Annotated in this window: 18 protein-coding genes; 4 read left to right on the plus strand and 14 right to left on the minus strand. The window is 59.5% G+C overall.

Annotated features, from left to right (window positions below; genetic code table 11):
* Positions 1 to 83 precede the first annotated feature (83 nt).
* The 3 genes from rluF to ABD997_RS11400 form a co-directional block, all read right to left on the minus strand.
* Entirely contained in the window at positions 84 to 1,118 is a 1,035-nt protein-coding gene (gene rluF / locus ABD997_RS11390; protein ID WP_345317143.1) for a 23S rRNA pseudouridine(2604) synthase RluF, read from the minus strand.
* Between the two features lie 160 nt (positions 1,119 to 1,278).
* The gene (locus tag ABD997_RS11395; RefSeq protein ID WP_345317144.1) at positions 1,279 to 1,920 is read right to left on the minus strand and encodes a DUF2959 domain-containing protein; all 642 of its coding nucleotides are present in this window, start codon (positions 1,918 to 1,920) and stop codon (positions 1,279 to 1,281) included.
* Positions 1,917 to 2,144: a hypothetical protein gene (locus tag ABD997_RS11400; RefSeq protein WP_345317145.1), complete on the minus strand. Its 228-nt coding sequence runs from the start codon at positions 2,142 to 2,144 to the stop codon at positions 1,917 to 1,919. Before ABD997_RS11400 ends, ABD997_RS11395 begins: the two co-directional genes overlap by 4 nt.
* A 96-nt stretch (positions 2,145 to 2,240) precedes the next feature.
* Here ABD997_RS11400 and ABD997_RS11405 point away from each other — a divergent pair, with 96 nt between their 5' ends.
* From ABD997_RS11405 to ABD997_RS11415, 3 genes are read left to right on the plus strand one after another with little or no spacing between them, the layout of a single operon-like run.
* The gene (locus tag ABD997_RS11405) at positions 2,241 to 3,119 is read left to right on the plus strand and encodes a virulence factor BrkB family protein (RefSeq protein WP_345317146.1); all 879 of its coding nucleotides are present in this window, start codon (positions 2,241 to 2,243) and stop codon (positions 3,117 to 3,119) included.
* 30 nt (positions 3,120 to 3,149) lie between these two features.
* Complete coding sequence (dtd, locus tag ABD997_RS11410) at positions 3,150 to 3,587, plus strand: D-aminoacyl-tRNA deacylase (RefSeq protein ID WP_345317147.1); 438 nt, start codon at positions 3,150 to 3,152, stop codon at positions 3,585 to 3,587.
* 4 nt (positions 3,588 to 3,591) lie between these two features.
* On the plus strand, positions 3,592 to 4,020 hold the full coding sequence (locus ABD997_RS11415; protein WP_345317148.1) for a YiiD C-terminal domain-containing protein: 429 nt from the start codon (positions 3,592 to 3,594) through the stop codon (positions 4,018 to 4,020).
* Between the two features lie 39 nt (positions 4,021 to 4,059).
* Here ABD997_RS11415 and ABD997_RS11420 read toward each other — a convergent pair whose 3' ends face one another.
* From ABD997_RS11420 to gmk, 8 genes are all read right to left on the minus strand, one after another.
* Positions 4,060 to 4,917, minus strand: a complete 858-nt coding sequence (locus ABD997_RS11420) for a DUF3014 domain-containing protein (RefSeq protein ID WP_345317149.1) — start codon at positions 4,915 to 4,917, stop codon at positions 4,060 to 4,062.
* A gap of 85 nt (positions 4,918 to 5,002) precedes the next feature.
* A complete protein-coding gene (gene recG, locus ABD997_RS11425; RefSeq protein WP_345317274.1) occupies positions 5,003 to 7,075 on the minus strand; it encodes an ATP-dependent DNA helicase RecG in 2,073 nt (690 codons plus the stop codon).
* Between the two features lie 105 nt (positions 7,076 to 7,180).
* Positions 7,181 to 8,830 (minus strand): AMP-binding protein, encoded by a 1,650-nt coding sequence (locus ABD997_RS11430; RefSeq protein ID WP_345317150.1) that lies wholly within the window; start codon positions 8,828 to 8,830, stop codon positions 7,181 to 7,183.
* Positions 8,831 to 9,092: 262 nt separating this feature from the next.
* Positions 9,093 to 9,800: a tRNA (guanosine(18)-2'-O)-methyltransferase TrmH gene (trmH, locus tag ABD997_RS11435; RefSeq protein ID WP_345317151.1), complete on the minus strand. Its 708-nt coding sequence runs from the start codon at positions 9,798 to 9,800 to the stop codon at positions 9,093 to 9,095.
* Positions 9,801 to 9,877: 77 nt separating this feature from the next.
* A complete protein-coding gene (locus ABD997_RS11440) occupies positions 9,878 to 10,261 on the minus strand; it encodes a RidA family protein (RefSeq protein WP_345317152.1) in 384 nt (127 codons plus the stop codon).
* 11 nt (positions 10,262 to 10,272) lie between these two features.
* The gene (gene spoT / locus ABD997_RS11445) at positions 10,273 to 12,378 is read right to left on the minus strand and encodes a bifunctional GTP diphosphokinase/guanosine-3',5'-bis pyrophosphate 3'-pyrophosphohydrolase (RefSeq protein WP_345317153.1); all 2,106 of its coding nucleotides are present in this window, start codon (positions 12,376 to 12,378) and stop codon (positions 10,273 to 10,275) included.
* 78 nt (positions 12,379 to 12,456) lie between these two features.
* The gene (gene rpoZ, locus ABD997_RS11450; protein ID WP_345317154.1) at positions 12,457 to 12,735 is read right to left on the minus strand and encodes a DNA-directed RNA polymerase subunit omega; all 279 of its coding nucleotides are present in this window, start codon (positions 12,733 to 12,735) and stop codon (positions 12,457 to 12,459) included.
* Between the two features lie 62 nt (positions 12,736 to 12,797).
* On the minus strand, positions 12,798 to 13,421 hold the full coding sequence (gmk, locus tag ABD997_RS11455) for a guanylate kinase (RefSeq protein WP_345317155.1): 624 nt from the start codon (positions 13,419 to 13,421) through the stop codon (positions 12,798 to 12,800).
* Between the two features lie 277 nt (positions 13,422 to 13,698).
* Between gmk and ABD997_RS11460 the strand changes: the two genes are divergently transcribed.
* On the plus strand, positions 13,699 to 14,178 hold the full coding sequence (locus tag ABD997_RS11460) for a Dps family protein (RefSeq protein WP_345317156.1): 480 nt from the start codon (positions 13,699 to 13,701) through the stop codon (positions 14,176 to 14,178).
* Between the two features lie 46 nt (positions 14,179 to 14,224).
* On the opposite strand, the gene ABD997_RS11465 is transcribed toward ABD997_RS11460, so the two are convergent.
* Genes ABD997_RS11465 through ABD997_RS11475 form a run of 3 tightly spaced genes read right to left on the minus strand, consistent with a single transcriptional unit; the run spans position 14,225 to position 16,862 of the window.
* A complete protein-coding gene (locus tag ABD997_RS11465; protein ID WP_345317157.1) occupies positions 14,225 to 15,754 on the minus strand; it encodes an FUSC family protein in 1,530 nt (509 codons plus the stop codon).
* 3 nt (positions 15,755 to 15,757) lie between these two features.
* Positions 15,758 to 16,636, minus strand: a complete 879-nt coding sequence (locus ABD997_RS11470) for an efflux RND transporter periplasmic adaptor subunit (protein WP_345317158.1) — start codon at positions 16,634 to 16,636, stop codon at positions 15,758 to 15,760.
* A gap of 13 nt (positions 16,637 to 16,649) precedes the next feature.
* Positions 16,650 to 16,862: a DUF1656 domain-containing protein gene (locus ABD997_RS11475; RefSeq protein WP_345317159.1), complete on the minus strand. Its 213-nt coding sequence runs from the start codon at positions 16,860 to 16,862 to the stop codon at positions 16,650 to 16,652.
* Between the last annotated feature and the right edge of the window lie 332 nt (positions 16,863 to 17,194).

Genomic DNA, 17,194 nt, shown 5'->3' on the forward strand with positions numbered 1-17,194 from the left:
AAGTCGCAAAAAGGGCACCCTTCGGGGTGCCCTTTTTGTTGTGCGGGATTTATAACCCGACCCCAGCAGCGATTTGGTCGGACTTAGCCTTTGCGCTTCAGCGTCAGGGTGCTGCCGCCGGGCTTTTTCTTGCCCGGCTTTTTGGCTGGCTGGTCCGTCTTTGCCTGGTTGGGGTTGACGTACAGCGTCTTGGCCGGGGCCTTGTCATCGCGTCGGGCTTTACCGCTGTTGCCCCGACTCGCACGCCCCTGCTCGGACCGGGAATCTGCGTCCAGTACTCCACGCCCCTCTCCCATGCCGCCGGGACGGCGGGGCTGGCCGCTGGGGCGCTTCTCCGTGCGCTCGCCACCTTCGGGCTTGATCCGTTTGGCGGGGCGGACATGGCCCTCCGCAGCCGTCTTACTGGAGTGGGCGACGGCAGCGTTAAGCTCGGCCATCTCGGTGGCGGTGAGATCCCGCCACTGGCCCGGACGCAGCCCTTCGACGGAGACGTTCATGATCCGGGTTCGTTTGAGCGCCTGGACCTCGTAACCCAGGTATTCGCACATCCGCCGGATCTGCCGGTTCAGCCCCTGGGTGAGGATAATCTTGAATACAAACTTGCTCACGACGCTGACTTGGCAGGGCTTGGTGACGGTACCCAGGATGGGGACCCCCCGGCTCATCCGCTCTACGAATCGGGATGAAACCGGCTTATCGACGGTGACGATGTACTCCTTGTCGTGGGCGTTCTCCGCCCGCAGGATCTTATTGACGATGTCGCCGTCGCTGGTGAGGAAGATCAGCCCCTCGGAGGGCTTGTCCAGGCGGCCGATGGGAAAGATCCGTTGCCGGTGCCCGATGGCATCAATGATGTTGCCTTGTACGCCCCGCTCCGTGGTGCAGGTGATGCCGATCGGTTTGTTGTAGGCGATGTAAACGCGATCCCCCTTATCGGCGGCGCTGGCGCGTATAGGTCGACCATCCACCTCGACGCTGTCGCCGGGGCCGACCTTGGTGCCCAGTTCCGGTCGGCGGCCATTGATGGTCACCCGCCCCTGTTCGATCAGGGCGTCCGCTTCGCGGCGGGAGCAGAAGCCGGATTCGCTGATGAATTTGTTAAGGCGTTTTTCAGTCATGGTGGTCCCATCGTCTGGTCTAAAGGCGGGCGCACTGTAAAGCATAACGGTCGGGATGGGAAATCGGCAGTGTGATGACGAAGCGGAGTGAGCGCATCAGCATCTAGGTGGGGGTGATCTTTATCTTGGCACCGTCGCCCGCTGCGGCGGTGCCGAGGTATTACAGTGAGGCGATGAAGCGGTCGGACTCGGCGATCGCGCGGTTCATCTCGGCGATCACCCGTTCGATATCCCGCTCAAGCGTGTCAAACTCCTGGCCGATGGCACCAACGGCGGCCGCGTTGAGGTTGTGCTTCAGGTAGAGCTCGTTATCTTTGAGCCGACGCAGCACAGGCTCCATCTTGGCCTCGGCCTGTCGCATAGCGGTCAGCATGCTGTCATATCGCTGGCGGGTCTCCCGCAGCTTAGTTTCACTGGTGCGGCGTAGATTGGCAGACTGGTATTGCGTCAACTCCCGCTCCCACTCATCAAACATCGCTTCGGCCACGTCATTGACCCCATCAATTTGGTCGCTCACTGCTTCCGCCGCGTCCTTGGCATCCTCGTACTCGCCCCTGACCTTGTCATAGACGGCTTCGAGATCACCCCCATCAAAGGCCACCAGAGTTTTCATCTGCTCCAGCGCCGAGCTGAACTGTGCTTGTGCCTCCTCCTGGCTTTCCCGGGCGTCCTCCACCCGGTCAGCGAGAATTTCGCGTTTGTGGTAGCCCACTTGCTCCATGGCGGAATAGTAGGCGCTCTGGCAACCGACCAGGGTGAACAGGGAGCAGCAGAGTGCTATCCACCAGGAAGAGCGTGTCATAGGGCCTCCGAGGGGCGGAAGCGGGCTGCATCGATGATCGCCCAGAGGTGGATAATCCCAGCGATGATGGCGGGGACAATCAGGAAGTAGGTGGCGTAGCCGATGGTCGTGAGTACAAAAAACAGCAGGGCGGCGAGTACGCGTCCCTGTACCAGCTGGCCGAGGCCGGGAATGAAGAAGCTGCAGATGGCGGCAAGGACATTGCCGGTTGAACCCTGGGGCATGTTGACTCCTAAACTTTTTGTAATTTGGCTCCGTTTCTGGAAATGTTGCCCTAATGTAAGTCGAGGTACCAGCAGTAAAAAAGGGAGCGCAGTAGGATGTTAGCAAAGTGGCAGCAGGTATGGCGGGAAACGGATTGGCGCCGGCTTTGGGGGTTCATTCCCTTCTGCTGGCAGCGTAGTCAGGAGATTGGCCTGCAGATCACCGCAGGCCATCTGGCCTACGTCACCCTGCTCTCTCTGGTGCCTATGATGGCGGTGGTGCTGTCGGTGTTCTCCGCCTTTCCGGGCTTCCAGAACGCTAGGGGAAAACTGGAGAGCTTTGTGTACGAGAATTTCGTTCCGGCCGCCGGAGATACGGTGCAGCAGTACCTGACGGAATTCGTTGGCAACGCCTCCAAGATGACCGCGGTCGGTGTGTTGTTCCTGGCCCTGGTCGCGTTGATGCTGATCTCCAACATCGACAAGGCCCTGAACCGGATCTTCGCCATTCGCTCCCAGCGGCGCTGGGTGTACTCCTTCTCTCTGTACTGGATGATCCTCACCCTGGGGCCCATCCTGATGGGGGCCAGTATCGCGGTCACCTCTTACGTTGTTTCGCTAGAGCTGTTTACCGACGGCGGATTCTCCGGCCTCTACGCGTTTCTCATCAGTCGCTTACCTTTGCTCTTGTCAGTGGCGGCCTTTACCTTGCTCTATACCTTGGTACCCAACACCCGGGTCAGAATCGCTCACTCACTGAGCGGGGCCTTTATGGCCGCACTTTTGTTCGAAGCCAGTAAAAAGGGCTTTGCCTGGTACGTCACCACCTTCCCCTCTTATGAGGCGATCTACGGGGCCCTGGCCACCATTCCCATCCTATTTCTCTGGGTGTATCTCTCCTGGCTGATCGTGCTCGCGGGGGCGGCCATCACCGCCGCCATTCCTGAGTATTGGTCCGCTCTCGCTTGCGAAGCGGACGACGAGAACGGATCATAACGCTCATTTGTGGTAGCGAGAGGACGAAGGATGATCGCACTGATCCAGCGGGTGCACCATGCCAAGGTGGAGGTCTGCGGTGACGCTGTTGGGGCTATCGACCGGGGATTGCTGGTGTTCCTGGGGGTGGAGCAGCAGGATGACAGCGATAAGCTGAAACGGCTGGCGGACAAGGTGATGAACTACAGGGTGTTTGCGGACCAGGACGATAAGATGAACCTGAGTGTGCGTGATATCGGCGGCAGCCTGTTGGTCGTAAGCCAGTTCACCCTGGCAGCAGATACCCGCAAGGGGCTGCGTCCCAGCTTCTCCTGCGCCGCCCACCCAAGCGTGGCTGAACAGCAGTACGAGGCTTTTGTCGCCTATTGCCGCGGCCAGGGTGTGGCGGTGGAAACCGGCCGCTTCGGCGCCGATATGCAGGTCTCTCTCTGCAATGACGGTCCGGTTACCTTCTCCTTACAGGTCTGAGCGGATGGGGTCCTGTTCACTGCGTCGCCTGACAGCCCTTTGGCATGAAACCATTCCCCTGTCCCGTTTTATGGGCATAGAGGCGGTGGCATTTGAGGAGGGTTCTCTCCTGACCCGGGCGGATACCGAGGCGAACAAAAACCTGCACGGAACCGCATTTGCCGGCAGCCTCTACAGCCTGGCAACCCTGACCGGGTGGGGCCGGGTCTGGTTGGCGCTGGAAGAAGCGGGATTGAGTGGTGATATCGTGTTGGCCGAGGGGCAGATCCACTATCGCCGGCCGGTTCGGGGGCTTCCCCAAAGTCGAAGCCTGCCGGTTCAATGGGATCTGACGCCCCTGGCGCGGGGAGAAAAAGCGGTTTGTCCAGTGACGGTGGCCATCGGCGAGGAGGCCCGGTTCCAGGGCCGCTTCGTGGTGTTGCCGCGCAGTTAGATTGAATCGGGGCCTGCCCAAGGGCGGGCCCCGACGCGATCACCCCTCTAGCAGCTCCTTGAACCGACGTAGGAAGGACTTCACTTTACGGGTGTTGTCCGGACCCATGCGGATCATTAGCTTGTGGGCATCGGGCAATGCTTCAACCTGCGGATCGGCATAGCGATAGTTAACGCTGTGACTTTCCAGCAGCAGTGGTTGCTCATACTCCGGTGCCCGCAGCAGCAGATCGATGGCATCGATGAGGGCGCTGCGCAGTTGCCCCGCCGGGTATCCCAGCTCCTGGTAGGCACTTTCCAGCAGCGGCTCGGTGCGCTCGAAGGTGCGGTACAAAGTCTCAACGTCCAGTTGCTCGATGAAGTCGGCGTACTTGTCATAACGGCGATAGCCAGCGGGATCCAAATAGAGGCTGTTGTTGACTTCGAGGGCGATAAACTCCTGCTCCAGAGGTTCAAACGGCCCCTGCTGCCGCATCACCTCGCCGCTGGCCAGGTTGTCGATAAACACCGTCAGGCGCCGTACCAGGTTGTCCGGCTTCAGGGCTTCATCGATCTGCATGCCATCGGCAATGGTTTGCAGTTGCTCCTGGGCAAAGGGATCGCTGTTGTCGAGACTGGGCAGGGGTTCCGGCTCAGGAACGGATTCAGGCTCCGGCGATGGCACGGGATCCGCTTCCGGCAGTACCTCGGGTTCCGGCTCCGGCAGCGGGGCCACCGGCAGCGGCTCCTCCGGCAGGGTGACGGGCGCCACCTCGGTCACCGGTTCCGGCTCGGCCATATCCGAATTTTGGACCAAAAAGTACCAGCCTGCGGCACAGGCGATCACCACCAGAAGCACCAGGATCAGGGCAAACTGGTTGAGCCGGGAGCGACTTTGCGTGTCATCATTTTGATTCATCAGGGATACCCATCTTCTTGATCTCAATATGCATTATGGCCTCTTTTCAGCATAGTGGCCGGTGTTGATTGTGGCTAGCCAGCGCTCAGGCCTGGCCGTAGATTTCTCGCCCAGAGAGCCAGCGCCCGATGATGGCATCGACGCACTGGGGATGGCGCTGCATTAGGTGCTGGGCCAGCCTCTGAACCTGGGGAATGAGGTGGCCGTCGCGAACCAGGTCGGCGATCTTAAGTTCGGCCAGGCCGGTCTGACGGGTACCCAAAACCTCGCCGGGGCCGCGGATCTCCAAGTCCCGCTGGGCGATCTGGAAGCCATCGTTGCTCTCCCTAAGCACCCCCAACCTGGCCTGGGCTGTTTTCGACAGTGGCGGGTGGTAGAGCAGGACACAGTGACTGGCGACCGAACCGCGGCCTACCCGGCCACGTAACTGGTGCAGCTGAGCAAGGCCCAGGCGTTCGGGGTTTTCGATGATCATCAGGCTGGCGTTGGGCACATCCACCCCCACCTCGATCACCGTGGTGGCCACCAGCAACTGCAGAGCTCCGGACTTGAACGCCTCCATCACTTGCTGTTTTTCGTCCGCTTTCATGCGACCGTGGACCAAACCCACGGTGATCTCAGGCAGGGATTCGGTCAGCTCGCTGGCACACTCCTCCGCCGCCTGACACTGCAACACTTCCGACTCGTCGATGAGGGTACAGACCCAGTACGCCTGGCGTCCGTCGGCACAGGCCTGACGCACCCGCTCAATCACCTCCCCCCGTCGGCTGTCGCCGATGGCAACCGTGGTGATGGGGGTGCGTCCAGGGGGTAACTCGTCGATCACCGAAACATCGAGATCGGCGTAGGCGGTCATCGCCAGCGTTCGAGGGATGGGGGTGGCGGTCATGATCAACTGGTGAGGGTAGCGGCCCGCTTTCTGGCCCTTCTCCCTCAGCTCAAGGCGTTGATGGACGCCGAAACGGTGCTGTTCATCAACGATGGCCAGGGCCAGGTGGTCAAACTCCACCGCCGATTGGAAGATGGCATGGGTTCCCACCACCATCTTGGCCTCACCGCTGCGGATCGCCGTCAGGGTGGCCTCCCGAGCCTTCCCTTTGAGTTTGCCCGCCAACCAGGCGACTTCGATGCCCAGTGGATTGAACCAGCGAGAAAACGCCAGGGCATGTTGCTCCGCCAGCAGCTCCGTGGGAGCCATCAATGCCACCTGGTAACCCTGGCCGATGGCCGTAAGGGCAGCCAGGGCGGCCACCAGGGTCTTACCTGAGCCCACATCGCCCTGTACCAGTCGCATCATGGGTTCTGGCCGGGCCAAGTCGGTGCGGATCTCATCCACGACGCGGCGTTGGGCCGCAGTGGGAGAAAAGGGCAAGGCGGTGAGGAAGGGGTGTTCCAGGTCCGCATTGATGGTCAGTGAAAGCGCCCTATGGCCGCCCTGTTTGGCCCGGATCTGCAGCATCGACAGGTTCTGTGCCAGCAGCTCCTCCAGCACCAGGCGCTGCTGGGCCGGGTGTTCGCCGGCTTCCAGTGTGCTGATGCTGATCTCCGGCGGTGGCCGGTGGATGAGGCGGATGGCGTCACACAGGGGAATTTGGTTCGGATAGAGTCCCTCGGGCAGCAGTTCCTGCAGGGGAGTGTGTTGTAGAGTCTGCAGCGCCTGCTCGGACAGCTTGCGCAGGCTGGCCTGTTTGAGTCCTTCAGTCGCTGGATAGACCGGCGTCAGACTCTGTTCCAGTAGGGGATGGGTGTGCTCGCCCAGGACATGGTATTCAGGGTGGATGATCTCCAGGCCCTTGAGGCCGGCCCGAACCTCACCGAAGGCCCGCACTGTGGCACCGGTGCGGAAACTCTCTTTCTGTGCCAGGGCAAAGTTGAAAAAGCGCAGGGTGACCGGGCCGCTGGCATCCACCAGCTTGACCGTCATCATCCGCTTGCGGCCGTAGCTGACATGGCTACTGACCACTTCGCCCTCGATGGTCGCATGCTGCCCCGGTGTCACCATCGCCACGGGCCAGATCCGGGTCCGGTCTTCGTAGCGCAGCGGCAGGTGAAACAGCATATCCTGGATGGTTCGGATCCCGAGCCGGGCGAGCTTTTCCGCCAGTTTGTCACCCACCCCCTTAAGCTGGGTGATGGGCTGATGGGCCAGGGAGTCCATGGGGGCGAGAGCGGTCACGGGTGCCTTCTGATCACTGTATGTTTGTCCAGATAATAGCAGCCCGTGACTTAAGGATCAGCCCCTTATCTCAGGGGGACGCTGTGATCAGTCCGCTTCCCAGAGGATCGCCTCGTTGCGCATGGTGCTGATGGTCTCGCCGAAACGCTGCTCCAGGATGTGCCGCTTGATCTTCAAGGTCGGCGTAAGAACGTCGTTCTCCACTGTCCAGGGTTCCTGCACCACCAGAATGCCACCCACCACCTCGTGGGACTCTAGCGAGCGGTTGACCAGTCGCAGTGTCTCCAGCAGTGAGGCCTTGACCTGCTCCCGGGGCAACAGGGCGGCCCCCTCCGACAACTGGACCAGCGCCACCGGGTAGGGGGCACCGGAGCCGATGACGCAGACCAGCTCGATATGACTGTCCTGGGCGAACTTGCGCTCCAGAGGCACCGGGCTTACGTACTTGCCTTTGGCCGATTTAAAGTTGTCCTTCACCCGGCCGATGATGGTGACATAGCCATCTTCATCGATTTCGGCCTGATCACCGGTGCGGAAAAAACCATCTTCGGTAAAGACCGCGGCCGTGCCCTCGTCATTCTGGTAGTAGCCGCTGAACAGACCCGGGCTCTTGAACAGCAGTTCCAGGTTATCGCCAATCTTTACTTCACACTCGGTGCCGGCGGTGCCGACACTGCCGATTTTATCGGCCCGGAAAGGCAGGTTGAGGGTGGCATAGGCGCTGTTTTCGGTCATACCCCATGCTTCGGTGATCTCCATACCCAGTTCCCGGTACCAGTGCAGCAGGGCCGGAGAGACCGGTGCCGAGCCGCAGCCTAGAACCTTGGCGCTGGCGAGCCCCAGCTGGGTGCGGATTTTGCGCGCCACCAGGCCACGGATAAGCGGCAACTTCATCAACAGTGCCAGCTTGCTGCGGCCCACCTTGTCGATGATGTTTTTCTGAAACAGGGTCCAAAGCCGGGGCACCGAGAGGAAGAAGGTGGGCTGAGCGACCTTGACGTCCTCGACAAAGCTGTCCAGCGATTCCACGAAGTAGACGGTCATGCCGGTGTAGTAGCTTGAGCCCATGATGTAGACCCGCTCGGTAATGTGGGCTAGGGGCAGATAGCTGATAACCCGATCTTTTTCGTCTGCTCCCAGGTGTTTGGCCACCGCCCGCCCGGCCCAGCTGAAGGCGCGGTAGGTTTCGATGGCGCCCTTGGGGCTGCCGGTGGAGCCCGAGGTGTAGATGATGGTCATCACATCGTCGAGCTGGGGGCGGATCTCCTCCAGCGGCGCACTCATGGTCAGCAGCTGATCCCAACGGTACTGCACCGGCAGGGTCGGGTAGGAGAGATCAAAGCGCAATATCTCGTCGGGAATGGCGGCTTCCTGGGATGCCGGATCGTCCAGTTTGCCCAGGAATACCGCCTTGGCACCGGAGTGTCGCAGGACGTAACGGACGGTATCCTCGTTGGCGGTCGGATAGATGGGGATGGAGATGAACCCTCCCGCCTGCAGGGCCAGGTCGGCGATGAACCACTGGGCGCAGTTTTTCGACAGGATGGCGATCTTATCGCCTCGCTGGAGCCCCAGCTGCCGAAGGGCGCCGGCCAGCCGGTAGACCTGATCGTGCACCTCGCTCCAGGTCAGGTCATGAAGCTGGCGCTCCCGCGGCTGGCGCAGGAAGGGTTGATTGGGTTGCAGCTGGCTCCAGTGATCCAGCATATCCAGTGGCATGTTGAGCGGGTGGGACATGCGTCTCTCCAAGTCTGTTATCGTCCGTCGGGCCTTGAACAGGCCTCTCTTTGGGCAGGGGCGGATTGCGCTCCCCCCTTGGCTGTGCCCAAGTATGGCGGTCAGCGCCGGGCCCGGTTAGTAAAAACGGGTCTAACCAGTAGATAAATAAACAGACTTTTAACGGAAAGTGTAGGGATATGTAGCAAATCTGAACACTGTGGTGCGGTGGTGGAGGGATTCAGGCCGAAACAGACCGCCGGAGGGGGGGCGGTCTGCAGGCTCAATCGTCCAGGTGGGTCCAGGCGCGCTGGCTCATCTGCATCTTTTGCCACCAGGATTCGCTGGCCTGGATCTGGCCCTGGTCATCGATGTGGGGGTAGGGCAGCCCCTTCTGTCGGCAGATCTTGGCGAAGATAGGGTGGCCACCCTCAAAAAGGTGGCGCTGACAACGCACCGGATCTAGAGTGCGAACCCCGTAGCAGCCCGCCTGCTGACGCTGACGCTGGGCCTCATAAAGGATCAGCGCCGCGGCGACAGAAACGTTGAGGGACTGAACCATGCCGACCATGGGCACGATGATCTGCTGATCCGCCAACCCCAGGGCCTCGGCGCTGATCCCGTCGCGCTCGTTACCCATCATCAGCGCGGTCGGGCGGGTGTAATCGATATCGCGGAAGTCGACGGCATCCTCGGAGAGATTGGTGACCAGCACCTGCATCCCCTGATCACGGAAGTGGTTGACGGCGTCGGCCGTGCTGGTGTGACTGCGTACATCCACCCATTGGCCGGAGCCGGAGGCCTTGTGGTTGGAGATGCGGCCACTTTCTGCCAGCCAGATGGCGTGTACATCCGTCACGCCTACCGCATCGGCGGTGCGGATCACCGCCGAGAGGTTGTGGGGCTTATGGATATGTTCCAGGCAAACGGTGAGGTCAGGTTGACGGTTATCCAGCATGGCGTTGATGCGGGCAAGACGTTCGGGGCTCATGGTGTGCTCGATTCTGGGTTCACGAATACAACAACGGGGGCACAGGGCCCCCGGTTCAAAGGATGTTCGGCGGGGCGTTACAGCACCATGACGCCGTCCATCTCCACCAACACGCCCTTGGGCAGCTCCTTTACGCCGATGGCGGCACGGGCGGGGTAGGGAGCCTGGATATACTGGCCCATCACCTCATTGACCTTGGCAAAGTTACTCAGGTCCAGCATGAAGATGTTGAGCTTGACGATATCCTGCAGGCTACCGCCGGCGGCTTCACAGACCGCCTTGAGGTTTTCAAACACCTGTACCACCTGGCTGTCGAAGTCCTCACCGGCTTTCTCCATTGTGGCCGGATCCAGCGGGATCTGGCCGGAAAGGTAGACGGTGTCGCCTACTTTCACTGCCTGGGAGTAGGTGCCGATGGCCGCTGGGGCCTTGTCCGTGTGAATGATGGTTTTTTCTGCCATGAAAGCGTCCTTTAGTTACGACCTCGAGATGCACGCATCACCTCAGGCATCACCCGGATTTTGCGCAGTACATTGGCAAAATGGACCCGGTTGGCGACAGTGAGGGTCATGTTGATGGCGTAGATCCGTCCGTCTTTGTCTTCGGTGTTCAGATTCTGGATATTGGCGTCGGCGCTGGCGACGATGGAGGTCAGCTTGGCCAGCGCACCCTGGTGGTTAATGATCTCCACCCGCAGTTCGGTCACGTACTGGGCGTCCACATCGTCGGTCCACTCCACCGGCATAAACTTCTCCGGATCGCTCTCCATGCTCTTGACGATGTTGCGGCAGGAGTCGCGATGTACCACCAGCCCTTTGCCAGGACTGATGTGGGCAACCACGTCATCGCCCTGGATGGGGCGACAGCATTTGGCGAAGGTGACCAGGATCCCCTCGGCGCCCTTGATCGGCAGCTTGGCTTTCTCGTCGTTGCGGGCTGGCTTCGGGGCATCGTTGCGCAGGCGCTGCGCAACCACCAGGCTCATGACGTCCCCCAGACCAATGGCGGAGAGCAGGTCATCCAGGGTGTCGTAGTTGGAACCGGCGACCACCGCCTCGATCTGCTTCGGCTCAATGTCGTCCAGGCGCAATTCGCCCAGGGCGTGGTTAAGCAGTCGCCGCCCGAGGTTGATGGACTCGGTCTGTTCGACGTTCTTCAGCAGTTGTCGGATTTTGGCGCGCGCCTTACCGGAGACCACGAAGTTGAGCCAGGCGGCGTTAGGTCGGGCACCCGGTGCGGTGATGATTTCCACCGTCTGCCCGGATTTCAGGGGCTGACTCAGGGGGTAGGCTTTGCGGTTGACCCGGGCACCAACGCACTGGTTTCCGATATCGGTATGGACGGCATAGGCAAAGTCCACGGCGGTGGCGCCCACCGGCAGCTCAAGGATGCGCCCCTTGGGCGAGAAAACGTAGATCTCGTCCGGGAACATGTCGTTTTTCACCGATTCGATAAACTCGAATGAGTTACCGGCGCTCTGCTGCAGCTCCAGCAGGCTCTGCATCCATTTCCGGGCTCGGATCTGGGTGGTGGTGGCGTTATCTTCCTGGTTCTTGTAAAGCCAGTGTGCGGCGACACCCTTATCCGCCATCTGATCCATATCTTCGGTGCGGATCTGGATCTCCACCGGCACCCCATGGGGGCCGAACAGGGAGGTGTGCAGACTCTGGTAGCCGTTGGCCTTGGGGATAGCGATGTAATCCTTGAAACGGCCAATCATCGGCTTGTAGAGGATGTGCATGGCGCCCAGCACCCGGTAGCAGGTATCGATGCTGCCCACGGTAATGCGACAGGCGTAGATGTCCATCACCTGGTCAAACTGGATCTCCTTGTTCACCATCTTGTTGTAGATGGAGTACAGGTTTTTCTCCCGGGTGCGGAGGCGGTAATCGACCCCAAGTTCATCAAGACGGCCGATGATGGCGGCCTCGATATTGGCCATGATCTCTTTGCGGTTGCCCCGGGCGGCCGCCACCACCTCTTCCAGTACCCGGTAGCGCATCGGGTACATGGCACGAAAACCCAGGTCTTCCAGTTCATTCTTGACGTTGTGGATCCCCAGGCGGTTGGCCAGCGGGGCATAGATCTCGAGAGTCTCTCGGGCGATACGACGACGCTTGTCCGGCCTCAGGGCACCGAGGGTACGCATGTTGTGGGTGCGGTCCGCCAGCTTGATCAGGATGACGCGGATATCCTGCACCATCGCCATCACCATCTTGCGGAAGTTCTCCGCCTGGGCTTCTTCGCGATCCCGGAACTTAAGCTTGTCGAGTTTGGACACCCCCTCCACCAACTCGGCCACATCTTGGCCGAAGCGTTCGGCCAGGTCGCCATAGGTCAGCTCGGTGTCTTCGATGACGTCGTGCAGCAGGGCGGCCATCAAGGTCTCATGATCGAGACGCATCTCGGCCAGAAGCCTTGAAACGGCAACAGGGTGGGTAATGTAGGGATCGCCGCTGGAACGCATCTGCCCCTCATGGGCATCCCGGGCACAGATATAGGCCTGGGTTAGTTGTTCCACCTGCTCGGGGTTGAGATAACTGGACGCCAGTTCCTTCAGGCTTTCAAACAGGTACAACGTCGACCTCCAAAATGTAGGCGGGAATGCAAAAACGCTGCAGCCCTGGGGAGATGCAGCGTTTGGCCATTACCGGTCTTACAGGCTGCGGCCCTCGGCAATGGCGGCCACGGCGGCCAGCTCTGCCGCTTCCTTTTCGCGCTCTGCCTGGCGCTCCTGCTCATCCAAAGTGTTGGAGTTGATCAGACCTTGCTCTATCTCCCGCAGGGCGATCACGGTGGACTTGTCGTTCTCTTCGTCGACCAGAGATTCTTTGCCCTGAATGGACAGCTGGCGAGCGCGGCGCGCCGCAACCAGGATCAGGTCGAAACGGTTGCCGATCTTATCTACGGCGTCTTCTACAGTAACCCGTGCCATTTACGAGGAACTCCTGTCTATGAGCAATTGAAAAAATGACGCAAAAGTGTACATGAAGTCCGCTATTGTGCCAACAGATCTTCTAGCATACCACCGTGTGCTTCCACCTGCCTAGCCAAGCGATTGCGCTGGCTGTGGACGATGGTCTGCAGCTCGGTCAGGGCCGTGTCAAACTCGGCATTGACGATGACGTAGTCGAACTCATTGAAATGACTCATTTCACTGATCGCCTGAGCCATGCGATCCGCGATCACTTCGTCGCTGTCCTGACCCCGGGACCGGAGTCGCTGTTCCAGCTCCGCACGGGAAGGCGGCAGGATGTAGATCCCGACTGCATCGGGGATCTGTGCCTTGACCTGGCGTGCCCCCTGCCAGTCGATATCGAGAAATACGTCGATGCCCTGATCCAGGGTTTGCTCAATGGTGATCTTTGAGGTGCCGTAGTAGTTGCCGAACACCTCGGCATATTCGAAAAATGCCGCTTGCTCGATCAGGGCCTTGAACTCATCGACGCCGACGAAGTGGTAGTGCTTACCGTCGACCTCTCCGGGGCGCATGGCGCGGGTGGTGGTGGAGACAGAGACCTGCATATCGGCCGGTTGATCCTTCAACAGGGCGCTGATCAAAGAGGATTTACCGGCGCCACTGGGGGCGGCGAGGATAAACAGATTGCCACGACGAGCCATGGTTCGGGTTCCTGCAAACGGTCATGCCAGCACAGTGTAGGCGGCTTTCGATGAGTAAAGGGGGTCGAGGCGGGGCCTCAACCGTGAAAGTGAGGCGCAAAATTCTACCATGCTGCCCCACAGCATCCAAGTCGGGGGCGACTGGGAAGAGGGAGCCGGACACTAAGCCTGGGTTAGTAAAATATCGATTAGGATGATAGATGCTATCCATTTTAAAGCTGACTTCTAAGCCTCTAGTATGAAACCAACTTTGGTCATCGAAACGAGGAGCATCTTTATGAATACCAATTTAATCGGTTTGCAGCGAGACGGCGCCGACGCCCTGTCAGAGCAACTGAACGCCTTGCTGGCCAACTACCAAGTCCTCTACATGAATGTCCGCGGCTTCCACTGGAATGTCCAGGGCGACAACTTCTTTGAGCTGCACGCCAAGTTTGAAGAGATTTATGACCAGCTGCTGTTAAAGGTCGATGAGTTGGCAGAGCGGATCTTGACTTTGGGCGGCAAGCCGCTGCACGGTTTTTCCGATTACCTGAGCCGCAGCGAGATCGAAGAGGTGAAAGGCGTGCATAACGGCCATCTCGCGGTAGAGAGTGTGCTCTCCTCTTATAAGCTCCTTCTGGAACAGCAACGCCGGGTATTGGCGGCGGCGGCAGAGTTGGGCGACGAGGGAACCGTTGCGCTGCTGAGCGACTACATCAGTCAGCAGGAGAAGGAGGTTTGGATGCTGGCGGCGTACCAGGGGCGCAGCGCCTGATAGGGTGGTGACAGCAAAACACCTGTGGCGCTTTCGAGAACTGCGCTCAGGTGGCCTGCTCAGGCTCGCCGAGCCTGAGCAGTTTCATGAAGAAGTTGACGATAAACAGCACGATGAAGATCGTTACCATCATAGTTAGAGACAGAGTGATGCTGTAAACCGGGGTGAGATAGAGCGCCCCCGCCGTCATCATCACCAGCATCTGGGCTCCCAGCACTCTCAGCAGCAGATGTTCCGGTGCCGCGAACAGACGCCAGATCAGCAGGGTGTTGAGAAAGTAAAACAGCCCCAGCTGCCAAGCCTCTGTCAGGGTAGGGAGTATGAACACATACTGCACCAGGCTGAGGATGGAGAAAAAAGTAAAAGCGGTGAATACATACCGCAGCATTATCCGGGGCATGGCCACCGAAACGTTGGCGTAGACGACGCAAAGTAGCGGAAATAGGATCCCCAGCGGCACCGGCAGGTAGATCCACAGTGCCAGCCCTGACGCCATGATTAACACGGCAGCCAGAGCCTGGTTTAGGCGGGCTTGGGCGTTCAGCCGCAAAGAGATGCCTGGTATGCGTCGGCGTTCGACGCTGCCATCTCCGGGGCGCTGGCCCAAAGCCATCGCCGCTTGGTCGGTGGCCTCGATGAGTTGCCGGTGTGCGGTAACCAGGCCGGGATGAAGAGTCACAGGGTCGGCAACATCTGCTTCTGTCGACACGTTGGCTTCTTCGAGCTCCAGCGGCTTCCGGCCGCCGTTGTCCGCCATCGTTTTGAGTGCCAGGAGCTGCCGCTCGGCTTCGGCCAGCTGAACGCGGTACTGCTCCGTTTCAGCCTCGTTGCGGGGAGCGCCCTTCGCCCACAATTGATGGATGTCAGTGAGCATTGCGGTCGCAGACTCAAGGCTGTCGAGCATCTTGCGCCAGTGCTGTGGCCGGAACCTGAGGATATAGCTTGACCCCAAGGGCAGCTTCAACTGCTCCTGCAGCCACTGGTAGTGGATCTTGGCTGCCGGCAGCTCTTCGGTACTCTCTCCCCGTAGGAGATCCCTAAGCGCCCGGATCTGGGCAAGATCTTTTTCCAGCGCCTCGCTCAGCTGCTGGAAAAATCGACTCTGGGCTGACTCGGGCCAGAGGAAGGTGAACACCAGTGAAAAAACGATGATACCCAGCAGGTTTTCCTGGATCCGTAGCATCGCCAGGGTAAAGGTGGTGTTGGGGTCGGTCCCACCCATGGCGGCGATCAGTGCACAGATGGTCAGGCTCATCTGGAAGCCGTAGCCGTAGTAGGGGCAACCACTGAGGTAAACCCAAACCAGGGAGATTAAAAGGAAGCAGGAGATAAACAGCAGGGGCTGCTGGGCAAAGTTGCCCAGCAACATGAAGGCCATCAAGATCCCCAACACCGTGCCGAATAAACGGTTATAGCCCTTATGCAGCGAGTGACTGCGAGAGTCGGTGATCGCCAGTACGATCACCACGATCGCTGCCCAGTAAGGTTTGTTCCACCCGAACCAGAGGGCAATCAGAATCGACAGACTCATTGCCAGGGCAACCTTGATCGCCTCCTTGGTTTGGGCAGACAGCATGGGTTAATCCTCGGCGGTGACGGATTTTTGGATCTGGATACTGGCGCTGGTTCCCACGCGAAGTTGCAGGGAGGTCGGGACCTGATCAAGCTTGACCTTGATCGGTACCCGTTGGGCCAGGCGGATCCACTGGAAGTTCGGGTTAACGTTGGGCAGCAGGAAGGCGCCGGTGCTGCCATCTTGCTGGGCTATCCCGAAACCGATGGTTTCCACGCGGGCCTCCATGGGCAGGTCGGGATGGCTCATCAGCGTTACCACCGCAGCGTCACCGATATCGATGCCGGCCAGGTCTGTCTCTTTGAAGAATCCCTCGACCCAGAAACTGTCCTCATCAATGAGTGCCACCACAGGCTGGTTGGCCACCACCTGAGCCCCTTCGCGCAGGGTCAGGTTGGTGATGAAACCATCGGCGGCGGCATACACCTTGGTGTACTCGAGGTTCAGTTTGGCTTCACGCAGCGCCGCCTCCGCAGCCTTGACGTTGGCATCCGCGGCTTCGACGGCATTGGCGTAGTTGTTCAATTGCAGTGTGGAGATGGTGCCCGGTTCGCGGCGTTCCAGTTGTATGGCGCGATTGTTCTCGTTTTCCGTCTTATCCAGCGCCGCTTGGGCTTGCAGCAGGTTGGCTTCGGCCTTGGCGAGGGCCGTTTCGTAGGGCACAGGGTCGATCTCGAACAGCAATTGCCCCTCCTCTACCCGGCTGTTGTCATCAATATGCAGAGCGATGACCGGGCCGGTTACCCGAGGGGTGATCTGGATAATATGGGCCCTGACCAGGGCATCCCGTGTCCAGGGATTATCGAGATGGTATTGGTACCGCAGCACCACCAGGGTTGCCGCAATCGCCACCATGATGGCGGTCACCAGAAAACGTTTGATCACGACTCACTCCTGTCTAAGAAGGGATAATAAACGTCCCGATCAGGACGGTATAGATGGCGGTCAGGCTCAGTTCAAACAGGGCCGGAGCGGCAATCACACGGTGCAGGCCGATGCCAGCCAAGCCCCGGGCGGTGAGCAGGGCGCAGGCGTAAGCGATGGCGATGACCAGCAGCAACGGTGGCAGAAACACATCGCCGAAGGCGATCTCATGTGGAGCCGAAAACATATCAAGGACCTTGGTTTAAGGCGACTAAGCACGGATGGGGAACCCGAACATCAGTTTAGCAGACTCGGCTTTGAGAAAAACTTAATAGAGATCGCGGAGTTGGGATTTCTAACGCGCAGGCGAGGAGGTGTGACCCGGCCTGCGCTGGGGGTGGGGGGAGGGAATTATTCGATATTCTGGATCTTAATGTTGATTTTGAACAAAAAACCAAGCTCATGCAGGATTTTGACTGGAGGAGTTGAGTGATTTCCAAACTCACTACCCGATTTGCTACCCATTAGTGAAGTGCATATGACGTTATGCAACTCAGGCTTCCTGAACAACCCATTGTT

Source organism: Ferrimonas gelatinilytica, assembly GCF_039544205.1.
Classification (GTDB): domain Bacteria; phylum Pseudomonadota; class Gammaproteobacteria; order Enterobacterales; family Shewanellaceae; genus Ferrimonas; species Ferrimonas gelatinilytica.

Coding starts and splice junctions, on each gene's coding strand:
- rluF (WP_345317143.1), bottom strand. CDS start 1,118: ATGACTGAAAAACGCCTTAACAAATTCATCAGCGAATCCGGCTTCTGC.
- ABD997_RS11395 (WP_345317144.1), bottom strand. CDS start 1,920: ATGACACGCTCTTCCTGGTGGATAGCACTCTGCTGCTCCCTGTTCACC.
- ABD997_RS11400 (WP_345317145.1), bottom strand. CDS start 2,144: ATGCCCCAGGGTTCAACCGGCAATGTCCTTGCCGCCATCTGCAGCTTC.
- ABD997_RS11405 (WP_345317146.1), top strand. CDS start 2,241: ATGTTAGCAAAGTGGCAGCAGGTATGGCGGGAAACGGATTGGCGCCGG.
- dtd (WP_345317147.1), top strand. CDS start 3,150: ATGATCGCACTGATCCAGCGGGTGCACCATGCCAAGGTGGAGGTCTGC.
- ABD997_RS11415 (WP_345317148.1), top strand. CDS start 3,592: ATGGGGTCCTGTTCACTGCGTCGCCTGACAGCCCTTTGGCATGAAACC.
- ABD997_RS11420 (WP_345317149.1), bottom strand. CDS start 4,917: ATGAATCAAAATGATGACACGCAAAGTCGCTCCCGGCTCAACCAGTTT.
- recG (WP_345317274.1), bottom strand. CDS start 7,075: ATGGACTCCCTGGCCCATCAGCCCATCACCCAGCTTAAGGGGGTGGGT.
- ABD997_RS11430 (WP_345317150.1), bottom strand. CDS start 8,830: ATGTCCCACCCGCTCAACATGCCACTGGATATGCTGGATCACTGGAGC.
- trmH (WP_345317151.1), bottom strand. CDS start 9,800: ATGAGCCCCGAACGTCTTGCCCGCATCAACGCCATGCTGGATAACCGT.
- ABD997_RS11440 (WP_345317152.1), bottom strand. CDS start 10,261: ATGGCAGAAAAAACCATCATTCACACGGACAAGGCCCCAGCGGCCATC.
- rpoZ (WP_345317154.1), bottom strand. CDS start 12,735: ATGGCACGGGTTACTGTAGAAGACGCCGTAGATAAGATCGGCAACCGT.
- gmk (WP_345317155.1), bottom strand. CDS start 13,421: ATGGCTCGTCGTGGCAATCTGTTTATCCTCGCCGCCCCCAGTGGCGCC.
- ABD997_RS11460 (WP_345317156.1), top strand. CDS start 13,699: ATGAATACCAATTTAATCGGTTTGCAGCGAGACGGCGCCGACGCCCTG.
- ABD997_RS11465 (WP_345317157.1), bottom strand. CDS start 15,754: ATGCTGTCTGCCCAAACCAAGGAGGCGATCAAGGTTGCCCTGGCAATG.
- ABD997_RS11475 (WP_345317159.1), bottom strand. CDS start 16,862: ATGTTTTCGGCTCCACATGAGATCGCCTTCGGCGATGTGTTTCTGCCA.